This is a genomic window from Sphingobacterium mizutaii, assembly GCF_900187125.1.
Classification (GTDB): domain Bacteria; phylum Bacteroidota; class Bacteroidia; order Sphingobacteriales; family Sphingobacteriaceae; genus Sphingobacterium; species Sphingobacterium mizutaii.
Map to the genome: position 1 here is coordinate 3,536,381 of NZ_LT906468.1, position 23,655 is coordinate 3,560,035.

General features: G+C 40.6%; 17 protein-coding genes. 14 read left to right on the top strand and 3 right to left on the bottom strand.

Going from position 1 to position 23,655, the window contains the following annotated elements; genetic code table 11:
* Positions 1-42 precede the first annotated feature (42 nt).
* Together CKW03_RS15285 and CKW03_RS15290 are read right to left on the bottom strand one after the other, a co-directional pair.
* On the bottom strand, positions 43-1,293 hold the full coding sequence (locus CKW03_RS15285) for a competence/damage-inducible protein A (protein WP_093098416.1): 1,251 nt from the start codon (positions 1,291-1,293) through the stop codon (positions 43-45).
* Between the two features lie 27 nt (positions 1,294-1,320).
* Positions 1,321-3,933, bottom strand: coding sequence for a putative LPS assembly protein LptD (locus CKW03_RS15290; protein ID WP_236736500.1), 2,613 nt, complete (start codon positions 3,931-3,933; stop codon positions 1,321-1,323).
* A 207-nt stretch (positions 3,934-4,140) separates the two neighbouring features.
* Between CKW03_RS15290 and CKW03_RS15295 the strand changes: the two genes are divergently transcribed.
* The 14 genes from CKW03_RS15295 to CKW03_RS15360 all read left to right on the top strand — a co-directional run bounded on the left by CKW03_RS15295 (position 4,141) and on the right by CKW03_RS15360 (position 21,302).
* Positions 4,141-5,034 (top strand): N-acetylmuramoyl-L-alanine amidase family protein, encoded by an 894-nt coding sequence (locus CKW03_RS15295; protein WP_093098418.1) that lies wholly within the window; start codon positions 4,141-4,143, stop codon positions 5,032-5,034.
* A gap of 78 nt (positions 5,035-5,112) precedes the next feature.
* Positions 5,113-5,961, top strand: a complete 849-nt coding sequence (locus CKW03_RS15300) for an N-acetylmuramoyl-L-alanine amidase family protein (protein ID WP_236736501.1) — start codon at positions 5,113-5,115, stop codon at positions 5,959-5,961.
* Positions 5,962-6,016: 55 nt separating this feature from the next.
* A complete protein-coding gene (locus tag CKW03_RS15305) occupies positions 6,017-6,964 on the top strand; it encodes an MlaD family protein (protein WP_093098420.1) in 948 nt (315 codons plus the stop codon).
* Between the two features lie 290 nt (positions 6,965-7,254).
* Positions 7,255-7,821 carry an RNA polymerase sigma-70 factor gene (locus tag CKW03_RS15310; protein WP_093098422.1) on the top strand — a complete coding sequence of 189 codons (567 nt, stop codon included), beginning with the start codon at positions 7,255-7,257 and terminating at the stop codon, positions 7,819-7,821.
* A gap of 95 nt (positions 7,822-7,916) precedes the next feature.
* The gene (locus CKW03_RS15315) at positions 7,917-9,056 is read left to right on the top strand and encodes a FecR family protein (RefSeq protein WP_093098424.1); all 1,140 of its coding nucleotides are present in this window, start codon (positions 7,917-7,919) and stop codon (positions 9,054-9,056) included.
* Between the two features lie 43 nt (positions 9,057-9,099).
* The gene (locus CKW03_RS15320; protein WP_093098425.1) at positions 9,100-13,200 is read left to right on the top strand and encodes a SusC/RagA family TonB-linked outer membrane protein; all 4,101 of its coding nucleotides are present in this window, start codon (positions 9,100-9,102) and stop codon (positions 13,198-13,200) included.
* A gap of 10 nt (positions 13,201-13,210) precedes the next feature.
* Positions 13,211-14,584, top strand: coding sequence for a RagB/SusD family nutrient uptake outer membrane protein (locus CKW03_RS15325; RefSeq protein WP_093098427.1), 1,374 nt, complete (start codon positions 13,211-13,213; stop codon positions 14,582-14,584).
* Complete coding sequence (locus CKW03_RS15330) at positions 14,584-16,134, top strand: BT_3987 domain-containing protein (protein WP_093098428.1); 1,551 nt, start codon at positions 14,584-14,586, stop codon at positions 16,132-16,134. Before CKW03_RS15325 ends, CKW03_RS15330 begins: the two co-directional genes overlap by 1 nt.
* Before the next feature lie 11 nt (positions 16,135-16,145).
* Complete coding sequence (locus tag CKW03_RS15335; RefSeq protein ID WP_093098430.1) at positions 16,146-17,258, top strand: TlpA disulfide reductase family protein; 1,113 nt, start codon at positions 16,146-16,148, stop codon at positions 17,256-17,258.
* 23 nt (positions 17,259-17,281) lie between these two features.
* A complete protein-coding gene (locus tag CKW03_RS15340; protein WP_093098431.1) occupies positions 17,282-17,986 on the top strand; it encodes a DUF4369 domain-containing protein in 705 nt (234 codons plus the stop codon).
* A gap of 30 nt (positions 17,987-18,016) precedes the next feature.
* Positions 18,017-19,114 (top strand): TlpA disulfide reductase family protein, encoded by a 1,098-nt coding sequence (locus tag CKW03_RS15345; RefSeq protein WP_093098432.1) that lies wholly within the window; start codon positions 18,017-18,019, stop codon positions 19,112-19,114.
* Positions 19,115-19,116: 2 nt separating this feature from the next.
* On the top strand, positions 19,117-19,830 hold the full coding sequence (locus CKW03_RS15350; protein ID WP_093098434.1) for a S1 family peptidase: 714 nt from the start codon (positions 19,117-19,119) through the stop codon (positions 19,828-19,830).
* Entirely contained in the window at positions 19,830-20,054 is a 225-nt protein-coding gene (locus CKW03_RS15355) for a hypothetical protein (protein ID WP_093098435.1), read from the top strand. The genes CKW03_RS15350 and CKW03_RS15355 overlap by 1 nt, the downstream gene beginning before the upstream one ends.
* Before the next feature lie 3 nt (positions 20,055-20,057).
* On the top strand, positions 20,058-21,302 hold the full coding sequence (locus tag CKW03_RS15360) for a thioredoxin family protein (protein ID WP_093098437.1): 1,245 nt from the start codon (positions 20,058-20,060) through the stop codon (positions 21,300-21,302).
* Positions 21,303-21,414: 112 nt separating this feature from the next.
* On the opposite strand, the gene CKW03_RS15365 is transcribed toward CKW03_RS15360, so the two are convergent.
* Positions 21,415-23,523 carry a S9 family peptidase gene (locus CKW03_RS15365; protein ID WP_093098438.1) on the bottom strand — a complete coding sequence of 703 codons (2,109 nt, stop codon included), beginning with the start codon at positions 23,521-23,523 and terminating at the stop codon, positions 21,415-21,417.
* Positions 23,524-23,655: the final 132 nt, after the last annotated feature.

Consider the following 23,655-nt stretch of genomic DNA (forward strand, 5'->3'; position numbering starts at 1 on the left):
ATTAAATATTTTATCATATATATTTAACAAAATATCGTTCTGTTAAAATTCCGATTCTTGTTGAAATAAGTTCCATAGCAACAGTAATGCCTGAGCAGTAGTGCGTTCTATGTTAATCAAGCGATCATGGTGGAAGTGAAACAACTTGGTTTTTACTTCATTCGGACCCGCTATAGCTACCCAAACCGTGCCAACTGGTTTCTCTGCACTGCCCCCATCGGGTCCTGCGATGCCACTGGTTGCAATCGCATAATCTACATTTAACTTTTGCTGAACACCCTTTGCCATTTGGATAACGGTCTCTTCGCTCACGGCGCCATGTGCTATCAAAGTTTCTTCCTGTACCCCTAGCACATGCATCTTGACTTCATTGGCATAAGCTACGACAGCACCTTGGAACATTTTGCTAGAACCCGGTATTTCAGTGATCAGCCTGGCGATATTACCGCCAGTACAGCTTTCCGCAGTCGCAAGGGTCTTCCCCCTTTCAGCGAATGCCTGGACAATGACTTCCTCAAAGCTGACGTCTTCGGTAGCCACCACTGCATTTCCTATTCGATCGACTAATTTATCCTTCCAACCTTCGGCTTCCTCTTCGAGCTTATCGAGATTGGTTCCTGTTGCAGTCAGCCTCAATCGCACGAGACCAATCTTGGGTAAATATGCCAAATGGATATGAGGCGGAAATTGGTCTTCAATTTCTGCAATATGTTCGGCTAAATGGGATTCCCCTACTCCAACCGTCAGGATATATTTATTGACTACCTTTTCTTCGGTTTTATAATCCCTTAATTTAGGAAGGACTCGATAGGTCATTAGGTTCTTCATTTCAAAGGGAACCCCCGGAAGGAACACATAGACCTTGCCGTCCTTTTCTACCCACATACCAGGGGCAGTTCCCCAATCATTGAAGAGGACATCGGCAATGGCCAAGACCTCTGCCTGCCCCTTATTGATCTCGGGCATGGTACGTCCGAATCGATGGAAGATCTGTTGGACATGTTCCATCACCTCGGGATTGTGGACCAAAGTGGTATTAAAGTATTTTGCGGCCGTATATTTGGTCACATCATCTTTGGTTGGCCCTAACCCGCCTGTACAGATGATAATATCAGCCCTGCTGGCTGCATCATGCAATGCTTCTAGGATATGGCTTTCCTGATCGGTAATGGACGTGATTTGTTGTATTTGGATTTGCTGGGCGAATAGCTCTTGGGCTATCCAAGCAGAATTGGTATCTACTATCTGTCCGAGCAAGATTTCATCACCAATGGTAATAATTTCAGCTTTCATAGATATAGTTTTATGCAGAGCAGCTATTTAGTATGTATAGTGACTCTGTCTTTTGGTCAATTTTAAATCCTGTAATATGGATGCTTTCGCACGTATGGTAATATTGTAACTCTTATATGTTCCGAAAGGGACCCATCCGACCGACATATCCCAGCAGTGTAGGTCTCTGTAGATGCTGATCTGGGTCATGGACGCCTCTTTCTGCACAAAGTCATAGCCGGTATTGAATTGGACTTTCCATTTTGGAGTCACATTAAAATCACCATGCACGTTTACCGTACTGGTCAGTCTGGTCTCCATTCTTTGCTTTTCGCGGCTGAAAACACGGGCATAGTTCATGCTGAATGACCCGGCCAAGTTCCATGGAATATTGAAATCCACGAATGCATTGGGGTCGGTACTGATCCTTGCCAAGGCTTGTGCCTGTTCAGGAGTCAGGTTAGGCATTGAACTTCTCAAGGAGTCGATATTATCGCTTCTGTTTTGGTTTGCTTTTGGGTTCAAACTATAGTCAAAGGACAAACCAAAGTTGGTCAATCGCGCTAGTGTTCCGTCTTTGATCGCAAAACGGTCAATACGGTTACCGGTATATTTATCGTAAGTATAAGGATCGAAATTACCGTTGAAGTTGACATTTACTTTTTTGTCAAATAAAGCGGTACGGCCGGAGAAACTAATCTGGGATAGTTTCAGGGAGTCTGCTGCGACGTTGTAGTTACCACTGAAGGTCAGACCTTGGATAATAGGAACCTTTTTGACCCCTGTTCCCGTGGTGTCTTTATCATTCCGGATCTTGGCCTCGAGGGTATTATCCACGGAGAAGCCGATTCCGAAGGATTTACCAGCTGATGGGGTTCCATAAATAGCATTTTCGAAAATAGAATATCTACGATAAGTCCCATTTTCGTCAGTAAAGTCCCTATAGAAACTATAACGCTCATCCGAGAAATCCGGACGGTAGTTCACATTGATTGACGGAGTAACGGTATGGCGCATCGCTTCGATCTTACCGATCTTCTTGTTCATCTGGCCATAGATCTTGGTCGATAGGCCTGAAGATACCGAATAGTCGTAAGCACGTTTAAAGCCTTGAAGGGTATCCTTTACGCTTTCGAATCCATACGGCTGGTTTACCAATCTGTTCCTTACAGATTGTAGGTACCAACGTTCGGTATAGTTGAATGAAGTATTGAACTGGAAATACTTCATCACATTCAAGCTTAAACTTACCGGGATATTATGTTGCATACCATTGGTAAATTTTTTCAGTGATTCTTTTCTGAACAATAGGGAGTCAGTCGTTACGATCCTGTTTTGACCTTGAAGGCTATAACCTACAGTGATTCGCTGATACCATTTTTGTTCGCCGATACGATCTTTGGAATCGAATGGGTTAAAAGTTGCCACGTTTAAACTGATCGTTGGTAAATCCAAAGTCAAGGCTCCTGTCGAAAGGTCTTGTTCGTGGGACATATTTGCCGTGAAATTCACCTTGCCATCTGCAAATACTTTTCCGTAGGCCACAGAGGAACGCATGCTGTTGTTGATAGCCTGTTGCGGATTATATCCTCCTGTGGTAGCGGCATTACGGTAGGCATTACGGGAACCGAAGTTTACCGATGCCGAGAATGATGTTCCTGGATTTGCTTCTTGACGCTGCGAGTGGTTCCAGGTAAAACGGAAGTTTTTATCACGACCATAATTATCTGTTCCCTCTACCCCTTGAACATAGGATCCATATTGCAGGGAGAAGTTACCGTTGAATTTGTAATTCACCATGTATTGGGTCCGCACATTAGCTTCCCAAGTACCTTTGGAGTACAAGGTACCCCTGATTTCTGAATCCCAGTAATCATTGAATGTAAGGTACCAACCTAGGTCACGCATTGCAAAACCTCTGGCGGCATCTTCCCCAAAGGACGGAAATAAGAATCCCGAGCTCTTCTTGTCCTGCTTAGGAAAAAAACCAAAAGGGATGGCCAAGAATTTTATGGGAATATTCGCTACCACCAAATAAGATGGACCGGCAATAATCTGTTTCTGGGTAATGACCCCTTTGGTGATCTGAATACCAAAGTGGGTATGTGGATAAGGCAAGTTACAGGTAGAATACAGCCCTTTATAGAGGGACATTTCATCGTAGATGTTTTTCCTGACCTCTTTGGCCTGAATATATCCTCCATCTACTTCGGTCATGACACCGAAGGTTTTGGGTACTTGCGTCTTATAATTGTATAAAAGGGAGTCTACAGCAATTGGAGATTCACCAGGCATGATCACAACCGGACGACCGACGTATTTGCCGTTATGGTCCATTACTCCGGATGCAAACAGGACGTTGGTATTTCTATCCAAACGGATATAATCTGCTGCTAATTCAAAGCCTTGGTATTTTACTTTGGCGCCTTTGTATAAGTGTAGGACGTTTTTACTGACCTGGTTCCAAGAAGAATCATTGGCAGAAATCGTCACAACGGTCTCCAAACCACCTTGATCTTTCATGTGGACGGTATCCTGACCATTTACTTCTTTAAAGTTATTTCTACTGGTATCGGTCGGAATTGTATCTCTTTGAAGGGTGTCTATTGTAACATTTTGAGTGCGAGAATTGGTCTCCACCTGAGCCTGTAGCACAGACATCCCAATAAAAAAAAACAGAATGGAAAGGAAAAAACAACTTAAGGCCTTCAAAATGAAATATGAATGTTATTTTTGTGCTAATTTTAAACTCTTGTTGGCAAAAATAGTCAAAAATCAATAACAACGATTAGGTTTTTCAAAAGTTAATCATATTTAACAGTTTACATTTACAATGTTATTGATAGGACTAAAATAATAACGTTAACTATGAATTTCAATAAATCAATAAAAATATCAATTTCGTTCGCAGCGGTACTTCTTCCCTTAGTTTTATTAAGTGGTATTGTTCGTTCTTCTGAAAAGAAAAATCAAGAGAATAATCCTCCTCAAACTTCTCAATCCAATAAAACATTCAAATTAGTCGTTATTGATCCAGGGCACGGTGGTAATCTACCCGGTGCTAAAGGTCGTATATCGGTGGAAAAAGATATCACCCTTCAGGTGGGCAAACGGTTGAAAGAAGCGATTGAAAAAGAGATGCCTGGCGTGAAGGCGATGTTGACTAGGGAGACCGATGTGGATGTCCCTTTTCACGAAAGAACAGCCCTGGCTAATAAAAACCATGCAGACCTTTTTATCTCCATTCACTGCAACTCTGCTGATTCGGACCGTCGCGTGAAAGGAAAGAATGGTCGCTACACGACCCGTACCATCAGAAACCCTGGTGTTAGTGGAACGGAAACTTTTGTATGTGGTTTCAACAGGTTGCAAAGAGGTGAATCGGAAGTGGCGGTAAGGGAAAATGCCGATATTCTTTTTGAAGAAAACTATCAAGAAAATTATGGCGGATTTGACCCGAATGACCCGTCTACTTATATTATTTTCTCCTTAATGAAGAGAACATATCGCGATAAGAGCATTAGATTTGCCACTCATATCCAAAATGAATATGTTAAAAAGGGCCGTCCAAACCGTGGAGTACAAGAATTATCTTTGGCGGTTTTAGCTTCGGCTGCAATGCCAGCGGTATTGACGGAAATCGGCTTTATTTCTAACCCAGATGAAGAAAAGTTCATGGTTTCGGAAGCAGGCCAGAATGAAATCGTGGGTAATCTGGTTGATGCCATCAAACAATATAAATCGAATTCAGTAGCGCATTAGGAATAGAATTTGATAGAAAACAGAAACGATTAGGAGAAATTGGAGAAATTGGAGAAATTGACAACAAAAAAGAAAAACGTGATTCGGAAAATTGGGTTGGTTCTGACTTGTATATCAGTGGTTGTATTAGCGAGTTTTAAACCAGTAGATTTACAAAACGACCAAGGTGGAAGTCCTAGAAAACTTAAGACAATAGTATTAGATCCTGGACATGGTGGGCATGATTCGGGTGCTGTAGGCAGACAATCTAAAGAAAAAGATATCGCCCTACAGGTAGCTCTTAAATTGGGAAAGAAAATCCAAAAGGAATTCCCAGGGATCAAAGTGGTCTATACGCGTACGACGGATGTTTATCCGAAATTATATGAACGTCCGGCATTGGCAAACAAGCACCATGCGGACCTTTTTATTTCTATCCATTGTAATTCTGGAGGTGCAAGTAGCCGCAGGGTAAAGAACAGCCGTGGCCGTTATGTAACCCAACGTGTGCTGAACACCTCGGCAAAGGGTACTGAAACTTTAGTGCTAGGTTTTAGCCGTACCGGTGACCAAGATGTGGCGATCCGTGAGAACGCGTCCATCCTAATGGAAGAAAACTACAAAGAAAACTATGGTGGTTTTGACCCTAAAGACCCCTCAACCTATATCGTATTCTCTTTGATGAAAAGAAAGTTTAGAGAGCAAAGTATCCGTCTTGCATCTTACATGCAAGATCAATTTGCTGGATCTAGCCGTACCGATAGAGGTGTAAAAGAACAATCTTTAGCAGTTTTGGCAACCGCTGGTATGCCAGCCGTCTTGACCGAAATCGGATTTATTTCCAATCCAGACGAAGAACGCTTCATGATGTCATCCGCTGGACAAGAATCAATTGTCACCGATTTGTTCAATGCCATAAATACCTACAGAAAAAGCATAGAAAAATAAACTTTTTCTTAAATTGGCGGTTAGAACAGAGTGGTAATACTTAAATAGGGTAATTTTGAAAATATCTAACGAAACTAAAGTCGGGGCATTAACTAGTGTTGCTATAGCAATCTTATTTATAGGATATAGCTTCCTCAAAGGGAACAATGTTTTTAGCAGCGAAAATACTTTTTACACAGAATATGACAACGTGGACGGGCTAGCGGTTTCTAAACCGGTTTTGGTCAGCGGATTCCAAATAGGTCGCGTTTCTAAACTTACCCTTCAACCGAACGGAAAAATCAGGACTGAATTTAAGATCAATGATGATTACGATATTCCATCTAATACCGTAGCAAGGATCGTAAGCGCAGATTTATTGGGAAGTAAAGCGATCGTCTTTGAATTAGGAAACAGTACCACGATGGCTAGAAACGGTGATCCTTTGTTATCGGATGTGCAAGCCAACTTGATGGAAAAGGTAGAACCCCTACAGAAGAAAATCGAAAACTTAGTGGTTAAATTGGATTCCGTTCTTTCTGGAGTCAACTCAGTATTGGATGAAAACTTCCAGAGAGATTTCAAGAGCAGCATCCATAGTATTTCTGTATCCTTGAAGAACCTTGAAAAGATTACCGGTGATGTGGATGGATTAATGGGTGCGGAGAAAAATCGCTTGAGTAAAATCCTAGCCAACATGGAGTCCATTACCATGAACTTCAAAAACAACAACGAAAAGATCAATTCCATCCTTGCGAATTTGGATAATCTTTCTGATGACCTATCTAAAACAGAGATCAAAGCAACTGTTGACAATGCCAACCAAGCTATGAAAGATGTAGTGGAAATCACGAAGAAAATCAATTCAGGAGAAGGTTCATTAAGTCAGCTAATCCATGATGAAAAGCTTTATAACAATTTGACGAATGCTTCTGAGAGTCTAGACCAATTGGTGAAAGACCTTAAAGAGAACCCAGGCAAATATCTTAAGATTTCTATCTTCGGAAAGAAAGACACTAAATAGATTCAACAATCATTTTTACAAAGAGCTCTAATTTTAACTGATTAGAGCTTTTTTATTGCATTATTTTATACAGCTTAATTTGCTTAAACAACTATCAATTAATTACTTACCTAATAAATCGCTAATTGTAACCAATAATATAGTAAAGCAATAAAAGATTATTTTAATAATTTTATACTTAAAATTATCAAAGTTTAATTAATTCAACTTGATGCAATAGCAAAATTAACTACTTACAGCTATCGATTTGACTTAATTTTAACGCTAATGATTGATATTTAAGCTTTAAAATGTCCCAGTTTGAAAAATATTCTGATGAAAAGTTATTGGTCCTATTGAAAGAAAGTGACCCTAAAGCATTTACAGAAATTTATAAAAGGTATTGGGATAAACTTTTGGTTGTAGCCAGCAATAAGCTTTCCGATATCCTAGTGGCAGAAGAAATCGTCCAAGATATCTTCTTGGATATCTGGAAACGTAGGCAGAGCATCAAACTAAGTGATCAAATTGAAAGATATCTTGCCGCTGCCCTAAAGTATAAAATCATTAATCATAGACATAGACTCGCAGTAGCACAGAAATTCGTAGACTACAGCAAAAAGGCTGAGGAACAGAATTTCTATTCTATGGAAAACTACCTCCAGTTTGAAGAACTCAAGACCAAATTGGAAAAACTGGTGACCCAACTACCAGAAAAATGCCAATTAGTCTATAAGCTGAGCCGTGAAGAAGGCTTATCCCAAAAAGAAATTGCCAAACGATTGTTGATTGCTGAAAAGACCGTAGAAGCCCATTTAACTCGTGCGCTCAAAAAAATAAAATCAGGTCTTAATTATATCATCTGCCTATTTTATTAAGTCAACATTAAAAAAATATTATTTTTTTCATTTTCTATATAGGGATAAGGGCCTCGACTTTGATTATAGTTATATAGACCTATAATTAAATTACGATGATGGATAAAAATCGCTTGGCCGAACTGGAGCTGAAATGGCTTAATGGCTCGATTTCTGACGATGAGGCAAAGGAATATGCTACTTGGTACAACAGTGCCCAGAATGACCCTGTGATTATCCCTGAGCATATTGCGAGCAGCAAAGAAGAACATAAAACCAGAATCCTTGAAGGTCTATTAGCGAAGCTAGAAGGCAAGAATGTCCAAAAACTTGAACCAAAACCATTATGGTATAGAAATAAAACCTACATAAGTATTGCAGCGAGCATACTGATGGTCCTTGGCATCGCCTCTTACTGGTTCATTTCAGATTCCAATCCCCCAGAAACAATTGCAGTACAAGATAAAACAGCCGGAACCGAGGGCTTAATCCTTTCCTTAGAAAACGGAGAAACCGTTGAAATCGACTCATTGGCAGATGGTCTAATTGCTAGCCAAGATGGTGTTGAAATCTATAAAAAAGACGGCTCCATTTATTACAAAGGTGAAGCCGGAAAAACCTCTTTCAACACAGCACATACACCCAAGGGAAGAAAGTTCGAAATCCAACTTCCGGATGGTTCCAATGTTTGGTTGAATGCAGAATCAACCATTAAGTATCCTATAGAATTTGCAGAAAACGAACGTAAGGTCCATGTAACTGGAGAAGCCTATTTTGAGGTTTCAAAAAATCCCGAGGCACCGTTCATCGTTCAAACCGAAGATCAAATCATTCAGGTACTGGGCACTCAATTCAATGTAAACAGTTATACAAACGAGAATTCAAGCAAGACGACCCTTTTGGAGGGCAAGGTCAAAATATCATGCAAAGGTGAAGAGCTTTTCTTAAGCCCTAACCAACAAATTACTTATGACCGCAACAATGAGCGTTATGCCAAATCGGAGGTGAATGCCAAACAATCCATTAGTTGGGTGAAAGGATATTTCAACTTTCAAGATTCAGACCTAGCAGGCATTATGAAACAGATTGAACGCTGGTACAACATTGAAGTGGAATTCCAACCGGGTGTAAACCAAAGTCAAACTTTCTCCGGAAGGACTAGCATGAACCAAAATCTTTCCGAAGTACTGAAAGTTTTAGAATTAAGTGGAATCAAAACCCAGCTCCAAAACAACAAACTCACCGTATTCCCATGATATAAAGAAAATTACCAATAACCCTAATTACCATAACCTTAAAATGAATAAAATCAAATTAGCTATTGTCACTTGTTTGATGATGCTTTCCTTACCCTTGTTTGCTCAAAAGGTCACCCTGAATGAAAAAAACAGCAGATTAAAGGATGTTTTGGAAAAGATTGTCGAACAAACAAATTATGATCTCTTTTATTCCACTGAGATACTCAAGAAATCCAAAAGAGTACGGATAAAAGTCACTGACAAGGACCTTAGATCTGTATTGGATGAGATATTCCATCAACAGACGATCTCTTATTCCATTGCAAACAACACTATTGTCCTAGTCCCAAAAAGACCAAGGATCGTAGAAACGGTCATTGAGGTCAACATGGATCAACTCGTTCGTCCGAATTTACCTCGAATGGTAGAAGGAGAGATCAGAGACCAAGCCGGTAAACCCATTCGGGGAGTAACGATCGTGAATAACAAGGACCCCAAAAACGTCAGGAGCATATCCGACATCAATGGGCGATTTAATATAGAAACCTCAAGGGGTGACTTGGTTACATTTACCTGCCAAGGTTATAAAGAGAGTACGATTTTATTTCGTGGGGAAAGAAATATGCTCGTGACGCTGTACAACCAAGTACTAGCGGTAAACGAAGTAACTGTAGAGGCACGCGTCAAGAAAAACCTAAACTTAAATACCCAGATCGATATGACCAACAGGTCATACATGAACCTTGGGCAATTACTGCAAGGTACTGTTCCGGGCTTGACCTTACAGATCCTGCCGTCCAACAAAAGAAAGATTGTCGGGATCACCGAAATTGGAACTATCCAATCAGGTCAAGGCGGCGGACTTAGAAAAACCTATTATACATTGGATCAATTCCTTCAGAAATTCTACCCAAATGGGCAAAGGATGATCGATGCTATTGAAAATAAAACTAGCCTTCCTGGAGGTGGTGATGCAGGTCGATTCTTTATCGAGTATTCCAATCAAGCCAGTGTTACCCTGGTTCCAGAACTCAGAGGTTCTGCCAGTTTTGGAAATACCGAAGGGATGATGGTTATTATCGATGGATTCCCAGTAGAGGAATTCCCAGCGGACTATCCAATGGCCAATGTGGAATCGGTTGAAGTGATCAAAGACCCTAAGGAACTGATCAAATGGGGACCTCGTGCCACAGCAGGTATTATCCTGATCAAGACCAAGACCGGAAGAAAGAATCAGGTCAACATTACATATAACGCCAATATGTACTTTAAGCCTGCTCCAAAATACGACATGGCCAAATTAGGATTAGCTAGCTCAGCAGATATTATAGACTATCTAAAAAGTGCTGCAGCTTTGGACCTTATCCCTGGAGATGGTGATTTTGAAAACCTAAATTTAGCCGAAAGACTTTTCGCTTGGCGTAGGGGCAACAAAATTACCGAAGCAGAATTCAATCGTAGGATTGACTCCCTTTCGGCTCTCTCCAATGAAGCGCAGGTGGCTCATCTCCAACAGAACGTGATGTCCCAAAACCATTTATTGTCCTTTTCTGGAGGTACTCCTCAATATATGTTTACCCTGACTGGGACCTATAATAATTTCAAATCCCATGGACTCAACAATAATTCCAACACCTATGGTGTAGACTTGAAAAATAACTTCAACCTGTTAAAAGGTAAGTTAATAGCAAACTGGCAGATCAATGCCAACAGGACCAATTCGCAAGGTGGTGCCAATGAACTATCCATTTACAACCTTCCCCCTGCCTATCAGATGTTCCTGGATCGACAAGGAAACTATATCTATGACCAAAAGGTGCTTGGAGAGGTCTACAATAACCTTATCATGAAAAACGGATATTTCAACCATGGCATCAATATGTTGGAAGACAGCCGCTTGATGAACAGTCTATCCAAAAACACCTTGGTACAAAGTCGTCTGGAAATGAAATGGGATCTATTCAAAGGCTTGCGTTGGGACAACTCGGTATTCTATCGCATGACACGCAACAACAATGACCGAATTACAGACCGACAAAGCAGTGAAGGAAGACAACTCTTTAATAATTATGGGTCACCAAACGCTGGTTCGGTAGACTTTTATGTACCACCGGGAGACATCTTAAACAATAGCCAGGACAAGTATTTACAATGGAATATCCGTTCCGGTCTTAGCTATTCCTTAAAGATCGATGAGCATACCGTTACAGCCAATATTGGTGCTGGTGGGGCGAACGAAACGAGGGAAAGACCAGGAAATATAACCCGTTATGGATACAATCAAAATACAGGAAAAGGTTCCGCAATCTTTCTTCCTGCGGGAGATAGAAATCAAGGTGTTGAAAACTTCAGAAGACTATACAGTAGTACTGCAGCATTGATCTATCCATTTGCTTTATTGACGCCTTCATCAGGTGACACTTCGATCTTTAGGAACTTAAACTGGAATGCAGGAATCAATTACGATTATAAAGAGAAGACCATAAATTTCAATGCCAACTATAGCGAGGCCTTCAGTCCTAATTATGGAAAGGAGAAGTTTGCTACAACGAGGACCTTTAATTCCATTGTGGGTTACCAATTCAAACATAAAAACCTTCCCGATTGGCTATCAGGCGTTATGGTTTCTGCTGGTTTGATGGGAAATAAAATGCCTGACCTGCCTACTACGATTGGAAGTAACCGATACAGACAGGCAGAATGGAACAACTACGCCATCTGGGTCAATAATTTTATTCCCGTACCACAGGCTGGCCAATCCTCCTTCAATATTTTTGAAGAATTAAGATTGAACCTTTTTAGTGGTGATCTATCGGTTTATGGTCGATATAACACCATGAAATTGGATGGCATATCCCCTAGCGGAAGCCTGACAGATTCAGCATCTTTTAACCAACGCAGGACCCTGAGGTATTTTAGTGCAGGCTTGGAAGGAACTTTAAGAGATGGAACCTTAATGTTCAATGGAACCTTTGACCGTTCCCCAGAAGGCCAAAAACAATTCAATGGTAATATTTCCTATGATATCAAGAAAGAATCCTATTTCACCTCTGAAGGGATCAGTACATTTATGATTGGTGGAACCTATCAAGACCTTTCTTCTATCCAAGGTTTGGGACTGATGATGGGAACAAACAGCAGTGCCGGCGGAGGTTTTGGATTGGCTACCAATAGTACGTTTTCCGTTTTGCCACCAAGGAACAAAAACATTGAAATCTATCTCCAATTTGGATTGAACAATGACCGCCATCGCATTGACCTAAGGTACTACAACCGTTCAGACCAAGGGATCACCAATAATATCCCTATTCCTACGGACCCTTCAACAGGATTGGACAATCAGATCACCTTTAGCAATATTGTGAATAAAGGAGTCGAATTCTTCTATAAGTCTGACATCGTCAGAAAGCCAAAATTCAGTTATAGTTTCGCCATCAATGGGGCTTACAATGTCAATATGGCTAAATCAATTCCTAAAACTCCTTATTCTGCCAGCAGACAATTTCTATCGGCTTTCCGAGAAGGCTATAGCACGACCAATGTTTGGGGATACCGTTGGGCAGGCTTAAATTCACAAGGTGAACCCCAGATCTATGATGCGAAAGGCAACATCACTGCCACCCCGGATTCAACTGTGCTGGCGAATGACATCGTCTATATGGGTGCCACTAGAGCACCATGGACAGGTGGTTTCATGCATGATATAACCTATGGCAAATTCTTCGCTCGTGTTTCCTTTATGGGAAGCTTCGGTGGTATTATGCGCCGCTTTATCCCTTCCAATTCGGGGGCTCAATACGAAAATTCCAATTTGATCAGCCAACGTTGGAAAAAACCAGGTGATGAAGCTTTCACCGATATTCCTGCGCTCACCAATGACACAGGTTTATCCATACGTAGTTTCTTGGCTCAGAACTCCAGCAATAGCTTTATGTCAGCCAATTTCATCCGACTCCAAGAAGTGATGGTCGGATGGGAAATCCCAAAGAGTTTTCTCAATGAAAAATATGTAAAAAGCCTTCGCATCTCTGCGCACATGCAAAATGTAGCCGTTTGGGCGAAAAACAGATATAAATACGACCCTAATAATGTGGATACAGGTGGTAGACTTGGTTTACCTACTCCTATTCAATATGGGGCTACACTAAACGTTATTTTTTAATCGTACAACCATGAAGACAAAACATTATTTTATCGTTCTGAGTCTTGTGATTATATATACCATATCCTCTTGTCAGAAATTCTTGGATATTATGCCAAGCACCGGAAATGTGAACCCCTCTACCCTCAAGGACTTTCAGGAAATGCTGAATAGCGACTCCATAGCACGTTGCAATTTTATTCTTGCAGACCTCATGGCCGATGACCTCAGCTTTCCTGCCCTCGCCCGAAATGAATATTACGGCAATGCTTATATGTATGCCCAACATATTTGGGGACCAGGTGAGATGGACTTTATGTACAAAAGTGCCTATGAGCGCATCCTGCAAATGAATATCCTGATCCTCAAGGCCGCTGAAGTAAAACCGAAAAATGAAGATGAGCAAAAAGGCCTGGCCATTGCAATCGCACAAGCAAAGGTGAACCGTGCTTGGTATTTTTTACAGTTGGCAAATATATATGGCCAAGACTATACCAATGGTAAAGCCGCAACAGAATTGGCAATTCCAATTTCACTGATCCCAGATGCTAGCGTTAAACCTAAAAGAGGAACAGTCCAAGAGGTATATACTTTAATCATTAAAGAGTTAAATGAAGCCATCGCTACCGCTGACTTCCCTGTTATGGGCAATACGATCATCCATCCGGGCAAAGCATCGGCCTTGGCCCTATTGAGCAGAACCCATTTACTGATGGGAAATTACGCCGAAGCTTTGAAATCCGCTGATGAATGCCTGGCCCTGAAATCTTCTTTATTGAATTACCAGACCCTTACTGCAGCTCCATTAAACCTGCTGGATCAAAGCCGAAATCCAGAGGTTTTATTAGGTAAAACAGGTGTAGACCATGATCTAAACCTGACTTACTCTTTTAGGATACAGATCAGCAAAAGCTTAGACTCTTTATTAACGTCCTCAGATTTTCGAAGGAGAATCAACTTCGACTACTATGATGTTTTTGCCAATCAAGATGGAAAATACAATTTCAACTATAGCATTGCTGTACCAGAGGTTATGCTTATCAAAGCCGAATGCTTAGCTAGAACGGGCAAACCTAAAGAGGCATTACCCATCCTAAATTTGCTGAGAAAAAACCGAATTGAAAATTCAACTGATTTAGTAATAGCCGATGACGAGATCTTAAAAACGGTTTTGGAGGAAAGAAGAAGAGAGCTTTTCTGCCATGGTGGTTTGAGGTTGTTCGACTTAAAAAGACTGAACCGTGAAGAAAGGTTCAGTAAAAACATCGTCCGAAGCTTTTATGACAATTATAACTATCAAGATACGACAGTCGCCATTATCAAGCCCAATTCACCGCGCTATTTGATGGAGATTGCTCCGCTGATTACCAACAACAATCCAGACATCAAACCAAATCCTAGATAATGAGTGAATCAGGTCAAGGAATACAACGCATTAATATCATGAATAGATTAATAAATATACTTTTTCGATATGGCCTCTCAGCTCTGCTCGTACTTATCGTATTCAGCAGCTTTCTTGGATGCAAGAAAGACAAGCTCGACTTATATCAAGAGGTAGCCAATGAATTCAGCAACTACCTGAGCACAACGATCGGATCGGGGACAGCCATGAAGCTTGGTGATTCTGCCGTAAACAACAGAACCCTTTCCGCACCGGGTTTACCAGTGCTATTGCAAAAAGAAGCCACACAAGAAGTAGTGGTACAAGGAACAATAGATCCTTCTCTAGTTGCGGTATATGATAGCCTCAACCATACCAAATCACCGGTATTTAAAGAAGGTGCTTTTGAATTGAGCAATAAAGGTGTCATTCATATTGAGTCTGGATTATCAACTTCAACAGACTCCTTAAAACTGCACTTAAAAAACGCCAGTCTCTTAGAGCATAACACTATTTACCTAGTCCCTATCAAACTTAAGGTCGTTTCTGGACAAGCACAGCTGAAGAGTAAGTACATGTTTGTCAAGATGAAGGTATCCATCACTCCTTCCTTGATCCAAATGGATGTGTATAAACCTGAAAGCGGTTTAAACACCAATTTTATCCGAGGTTATTATGTGATCAATGGCTATCATTCCGTAACCAAGATCAATAACCAAGAGAATGGAATCAAGGTTTTCAAATTCTCCGCCAGGATAAACCATCCATTGGATATTGCCGTTCAAGGCGGTATCAGGTTAAACAATACGGACAGTGTAAAAACTTGGGTGGAAGGGATTAAAAAGAACACGTATAATAGAATCCCGGAAAGCGCAATAAAGATCATAAAACCAACAGTCAATTTTCCTAAGGGCGATTCGGTATCCGTAGATAGCTTTGCTTTCTCAATCGACTACCAGCAACTCAAACAATCCGATAAAAACTATATCGGCATAATTGAATTGGAAAATACGAGCAATAATAATTTCGTAGAACCAATGACAGAACTGGGTGCCAATTATGCCTTGATAGAAATCAATATCCAGGAATACAACACCGAAAATATCGCTTACCCATTGCCAGCTTTGCAAGGCAATAAAATGGACCGTAGTTTATGGAAGGCAACCGCCGAGGTAAATGACAACAATAAAGATTTCCCGGTCACCAATCTTTTTGACGGTAAAATAGCTACGATTTGGAAAGCTGCAGGTAGCACACCTAAGGATATCACTATCGATATGGGAAAAACCGAAACCCTCAAAGGTTTCATCTTCAGCCCTTCTTACCTAGGTTCTTATGATATCTATTACAACTTCTCCAAAGTAGAAGCCTATTCCAGCAATGATGGCAAGACCTGGAAAAAAGAAGGAATTTTTATAGCAGGCGATATTGACAATCGAAGTACAGCGGATAGACCCGATAGGAAGAACCTAAAATTCATCAATCCAGTAACAGCAAAATTCTCCAAGTTCAACATTATTGAAAGCTCATTTGGCCTCCCATATATTTCAGAAATAGAAGGTATCAATTAAATATTACGTATATGACAGTTTTATTAAATATTAGAAAAATCACCCCCTTGCTTCTATTAGTTGGTTCATTGTTTAGCCAAGAAGCATTTAGCCAAAGTGAGTATGTGGTTAAAGGAAAAATCGAAGGCTGGCCTTCCAAGTATATCCGCTTTGAACGAAAAGGTAATTTCCCGGGTAAGGACTCTGTAGAAAACAAGGACGGTTCCTTTGAATTCCGTGGCAAGATCGAAGGTCCTACCAACGCCTTCTTGGTTTCCCTAGATGGCGAGGAACCTAAATATAAATTCCTTTTTTTAGAACCCGGAAATATCGAGATCCACGGCCAATACGCTAATCTGGAAGAAGCCAAAGTAACTGGTTCCAAATCCACTGATGAGTATTATGAAATCAAGAACATCCATAAAACCCTTGGCGACCAAATCGACAGCCTTTACCAGGTCTTAGGTAATGAAAAGGACGAAACTAAAACGAAAAGCATTAGCAATGAAATTAAAAGCTTGACGGAAAAAAACATTGAGATTTCGAAAACCTTCATCAAGGAGCATCCATCAAGCCCAGCAACCGTCTATGAACTTGCTGGCTTAAGCCAAGACCTGAGCTATACCGAACTCAAGAAACTATATGATGTATTAGACCCTAAATTAATCGCAAGTGTACAGGCTGAAGATATCAATGCCTACATGAAAAACTTGGCGAACATTGAAATAGGAAAAATTGCACCTGATATTGCACAGAAGGATACAGCTGGAAACACCATCAAACTCCAAGATTTCCGCGGAAAGTATGTGCTCGTGGACTTTTGGGCGAGCTGGTGCATTCCATGTCGTAGGGAAAACCCAAATCTCCTTGCGGCCTATAAATCCTATAAGGATAAAGGGTTCGAAATCCTAGGAGTTTCCATTGACTCCAAAGCAGAGGAATGGCGCTGGAAACGCGCTATTGAAAACGATGGCGTCATCTGGCCTCAGATCTCCGACCTACAAGGCAATAAAAACGAAGCCGCTGTAACCTATGCCGTCCAAGTTATTCCATCCAACTTTTTGATTGGCCCAGACGGAAAGATTATCGCCAAGAACCTTGTGGGAGAAAAATTACAGGAAAAACTGAAAGAAATATTTAAATAACCATTCACTATAAGCTTAATTACATGAAAATTCAAACAATTCTATCTGCGCTATTCATTCAATTATTTATAATCACCCAACTCGGTTTTTCCCAAGATAATTTTACTGTAAAAGGTAAAATTGAAGGATGGCCAACAGAGACGGTTTATTTGGTTCGTCAAGGTAATTATCCTGGAGTTGACTCAGTAGCCACCACAGATGGCAGCTTCCAATTCAGTGGCAGTATCCCTGGAGCCACCGCAGCATATTTGATCACCCAGAAAAAAAGTGGTGTCGCAAAATTATTATACGTAGAACCTGGAAACATCAGTATCAATGGTAGTTTCGACGATTTTAAAAACGTAGAAATCAAAGGTTCTCCTACGTACAATGACTTTATAGAACTCAGGGAAGGTCATGAAAAATACGATCAGGAAATGAGTAAATATGTGCAATTACAATTTACCACTGAAGATAGCACGGTATTAAAACAATACTATAAAAGCTTAGATAGCCTAAGCCTATTGGATATTGAATACTCCAAAGACTTTATTAAAAAACATCCAAACAGCATCGTTAGCTTATCAGAAATCCAAACCTTGACCAATAGCCTCCTTAATGCGGAATTGGTTGCCCTGTTCAATTCCCTTAGTCTTTACATCAAGGAAAGCCCAGAAGGTGTACTGTTATCCGAAAGCCTGCCAATGATGGGCAAGGACAAACAAGAGGAAGAAATAGAAGGACAATGATAACAACTGAAATATTATAAAAACACAATCATGAAAATATACATCCAGACGATAACTGCTTTATTTTTAACCGCAGCAGTCAATTCAGCCCTTTTTGCTCAAGAATCCTTTAGCATTAAAGGTGATATCAAGAATTGGCCGAGCAAATATATCCATCTTGAACAGCGCGGTGACTATCCAGGCCAAGATTCCACCGAAGTGGTTGATGGAAAATTTGAATTCAAAGGAACGATTCCAGGTCCTACCAATTCATTTTTGGTCAATAAATCGGGTAATAACAGCACCGCATTCTTTTTATTCGTGGAACCCGGAAATATTCAGGTCAATGGCGACTTCAACAAAATAAATGAAGTCCAAATTACAGGTTCAAAGACCTATACAGATTACTTAGAGATCAAAGATTTTGAAACCAAATTGGCAGCAGAGATCAAAAAATTAGATGATCAGTACAATAATCCTCAGCCTAAGATTTCTCAAGAGGAGTATGACAAGCAAATGGATGAATTATATGCCAGTCGTAATGAATTTGCTGTTTCCTTTATTAAGAACCATGGCAACAGTGCCGTATCCATTACGGAGTTATACAACCTGGTCGGAAGTTTAGAAAACAGCCAAATGAAAGAGCTTTTCCAAGGGCTGTCAGACGATTTAAAGCAATCTCCAGGAGGTGAAATGATCAATTCATTGATCATGCAATCGGCTATTGTCGATATCGGCATGCCGGCACCTGATTTTGCCATTCCAGATACCGAAGGCAAAACGGTCAACCTATCGGATTACAGAGGAAAATATGTATTGATCGATTTCTGGGCAAGCTGGTGTGCACCATGCCGTGCTGAGAACCCAAATTTAGTGGCTGCTTACAATCAGTTCAACAAAAAGGGATTCGAGATCCTAGGCGTTTCCTTGGATAAAAAAGAGGCTGAAAAAATGTGGCGACAAGCCATCGTTGCCGATAAACTGACTTGGAAACAAACCTCCGACCTAACTGGCGTGGATAGTGATGTAGCCAAAATGTACCATGTCGTACAGATTCCAACCAACTTCTTAGTGGATGCAAATGGACAGATCATCGCCAAAAACTTAAGAGGTGAAGAATTAATCAAAAAACTCGAAGAACTGTTTTAACCATGAAATTGTTTCAAACACATCCTTTTTGGGTATTTACCTTGGCTCTGGCTTTATCCTGTCTACAGCAGGAGGCCAAAGCACAGGACCAAACAGACAGCATTTTCATGAACGATGCCTTATTCCACAAAGGCTTGGAGGAAAAAGTACAGGCTGCATTTAAATCACAGCAAGGAAAAACAGTACCTCAAATTCAAATCGAAGCCAAGGCATTAAAAAATGAACAATCATTTTCATGGAAATTAGTGGGTAATCCATCCACAGAGGCATTGAGGCCTAGGGACCTTTTTCAGGCAAAAAAAACAGCTGTCTTTTTGATGGGCCGAATGAACCAAAAAGATAAAAATGATTATCCCTATGCCGATCTATATGCCTCCGCTTTTGCTATCAGTTCTGATGGCATCTGCGTCACGAATTACCATGTGCTCGCTGAATTGATCCATACGGATAAGCCAACAGATACTTTGCAACAAAGCAAAGACCTCAGCACTTATTTTATTGAAGGCATAGATGGTGAGGTATATGTGATGGATGAGTTACTGGCCTTTTCTTCCAGCAATGATCTAGCCGTTTTCAAGGTTAAAACGAATGGAAAGAAATTACCTTTTATTTCATTAGGTCCAGTATTATTACCCGGCGAACCCGTATATATTATCTCCCATCCAGACCATATCTATTATTATCTGAGGAAGGCATCGTCAACAAAAACAGTTTGATGTTGAACCCGAGGACACCGGGAATCCGACAATATAGAATGACCATCAGTGCAGACTATGCGGTCGGATCAAGCGGTGCTCCTATCCTATCGGAAGCTGGCAATCTGGCTGGAGTGGTTTCTTCTACCCAGACCATTCCTTCAGCTGCGCCTGAAGGCAACAAACAACAGATGGTCATGAAAAATGCTATTTCCGTACGTGCTCTAAAGCTATTAATCCAATAAATCATGAAAAGATTCATCCTTATACTATTCTTGCTACCAACCGTTCTCTTTGCTCAGGAAAAAGGAATAAAATTCAGCAATAACCTGAATTGGGCAGAGGTCAAAGAAAAAGCCAAAGCGGAGAACAAATACATCATGATGGATTGCTACACCTCCTGGTGTGTACCATGTAAAATCATGGAACAACAGGTTTTCACAGACAGTAAAATTGGCGAGTTCAGCAACCAAAACTATGTGTCTGTCCAAGTGCAATTTGATGATGACCCTGAGGCGAATGAAGTCAAAAAAGAATGGATGAAATTAAGCAAGGAATTTGACAAGAATTATCAGGTGGATGGCTACCCTTGCTATCTCTTCTTTAATCCCAATGGCGAAATAGTACATAAAGCCTATGGCAAGAGAGAGATCAGCAATTTCCTAAACCTATTGCAAAAGGTCCCGAATCCAGATTTCCAATATTACACCTTAAGAAAGAAGTATGAGGAAAATAAGCAGGACAAAACCATATTAAAAAAACTTTTAAATGCTTCCATGGAAGCTGAGCCTGAGGATAAACAAGATCTGATCAAGGCTTATCTTTCCCAGAAACCAGCTATTGAAACGAAAGCTGAAGCACAGGTCATCATGGATTTAACCCGTTCTTCCCAAGACATTGGCTTCCCAATACTTTTGAATCAAGCTAAAAAAATTGACTCTTTGTTAGGAGAAACAGCGGCCGAGGATCTATACCGAGGAATAATAAATTTTGAAGATGCCGCCAACAAGCTCGGCCGTAAATCTCCTATGGGCTATTATATCTTGACCAGCAATCCGGATTGGTCTGTTTTCCAAGATACATTAGTTGCAAAATACCCAAATCATAGCACGGAACTGCTGGATTTTATAAAATTAAACTTCTATAAAAATGGCCTTCTGATGCATGATTATGTCCCAGCCCTGAAAGCCTATATCCAAAAATATGACCAGACCATCAGTGATAGAATGAAAATGGAATATGTGGGTGTTTTTGCGAAAAAATCCAAGGAGACTGAACTCATCAAAGAACTGTTGACCTGGTCGAGAGATGCCTTTGAAAAGTCTGAAGATGTCGAAAATCTTTCCAACTACGCTTTGTTAAGCTATAAAGTGGGAGAAAAAGAAAAAGGAATCTCTTTGATGGAAAAGGCAATCACAAAGGCGGAAGAAAACCAGCTCTATGATTTGAATGAAAATTTAGACCTAATGAAGAAAGGTGAAAATATTCTTTAAATGTTGTTTATTAAGTAATGAATGAAAAAGCAAGTTATAGATCCTATACTGTCTCTTGTTTCTGTGCATTCAAAAAGCCGATTCAAATTGAATCGGCTTCTTTATTTATTTATTATTTTTTCAAGGTTTCATCCAACCATCCGAAAAACTCCCTTTGCCATACTTGTGCATTATGACCTGAAAGCACCCAGTGGTTTTCATCTGGCAAATAGACTAATCTACTTTTCACTCCTCTAAGTTGAGCTGCTTGGAAAGCTTCCAAACCTTGTCCGATTGGAACCCTGTAATCTTTACCGCCTTGGAAAATCAAGATCGGCGTATTCCATTTCGATACCAGTGTGCTTGGGTTGAATTCGGTATAGGTTTTCTCATTCCCTTGTTCCCAATAAGGTCCACCTAATTCATAGTTTGCAAAAAACAATTCCTCTGTTGTACCATACCATGACTTCATATCAAACAATCCACAATGTGAAATAAAGGATTTGAATCGACCTTCATGCACACCTGCCAATTGAAATACGGAATAACCACCATAACTAGCACCTACTGCTCCAATCCTATCTTTGTCTACGTATGATTCCTTGGACAGGTCATCGATTGCAGATAGGTAATCTGCTATCGCTTGACCACCCCAATCTTTCGAAATCTGCTCATTCCATTTCACCCCCCATCCTGGCATTCCACGACGGTTAGGCGCGATGACAATATATCCCTGACTGGCCAATAACTGGAAGTTCCAACGGAAGGAATACGATTGGGTAACCGCTCCTTGTGGACCTCCTTGACAGAATAATAGGGTTGGGTATTTTTTGCTAGGATCAAAGTTCGGTGGATAGATCACCCATGAAAATAGGTCTAAACCATCCGATGCCTTAGTCACCCTTGCTTCCACCTTGGTATCCGCCACCTTACTGTACAATTGATCATTGACAGTCGTTATTGGATTTAATTTTTTGGATTTGAATGAATAATGAAACACCTCGTTCGCACGGGTCATTTTTGACAGGGTAACCACCAGACCATCCTTGGTTTCGCCTACAATAGCATTGATGTCAAATTCTCCATCCGAAATCTTATTGATGATAGGCAATGCCCTATTCTTCAGGTTGCCCGGAATCAATAGTTCAAAGATCTGAACAGTCCCTTCGGTTGGTGCCAAGAAATAGATTTTTTTATTGTCCTTGCTCCAGGTATAGGAATTGATGGTCCCATCCCAATGAGCAGTCATATTTAATTTGATTCCAGTCGCTGCATCGCAAATGTAGATATCATTTTTATCCGATTCATAACCATCGGTTTTCATGCTCATCCAGCTCATCAATTTTCCATCAGGGCTGAAGTTTGGCGTATTGTCATACCCATTCATTCCCTCGGTCAGATTACTGGTCTGTCCTGAAGCCAGGTCATATTTGTAGATATCTGTATTGGTACTCTGGGCGTATTCCGTTCCAAATTTCTTCTTACATACATAGAGAACGGATTTACTATCTGGAGTCCATGCAAAATCCTCTGCGCCTCCAAATGGCATGGTTGGTGAATAGAAAGGCTCATCGCCTAAGATATCCTTAGGCTCCCCAATTTTTCCGTTATCATAGCTGGCGATAAATGGATGGTTGAATTTACCATCATTCCAAGTATCCCAATGTCTGTAATCCAGATTATCATAGATATAAACATTGGATTTTGGCAAGTCCTTATATTTATCGGTGCTATGGTAATCTTTCAACAGAACTTGTTTACTGAACAATATATGCTTCCCATCAGGAGAAATCTTCACATTTTCCAAGCCTCCTTCATGATTGGTCACTTGAACAGCATTTCCATCTTTCAGGCTTTTTTTCCAGATCTGTCCTTTGAACATATAAAGGACATCCTCGCCCTCTACCTTTAGTACAGACTCTCCGCCGGCCTCTGAAGTAAATTGCTTAGCAACCCCGCCTTTAACCGGAATAATGAATAAATTCTTCTCCGATTTATTCTCATCAAATTGATAATTCGAAACGCCGTAAATTAACTGTGTACCATCAGCTGACAGTCCTTCTCCGGATACCCGACCCAGTTCCCATAGTTTTTGGGGACTCAGGGGTTCCACCTTGCCTGAATGTCTGACACGATCTTCTACTTTTGGTCGCTCCACCTTTTGGGGAACTTCTTTTCCTTCTTGTGCAATAACCATATTATTGATCAATAAGAGTGCTCCAATCCATGATATCTTATGCATATAAAAAACGATTTGCCTGCCAATTTACTAAAGTTGACAGGCAAACCGAAATCCTTACCTAATTTACACGGCTGGCTTTCCAAAATAACAGCCAGATACTGGTGAGGTACATTCTTATGGATGTTTTACTTA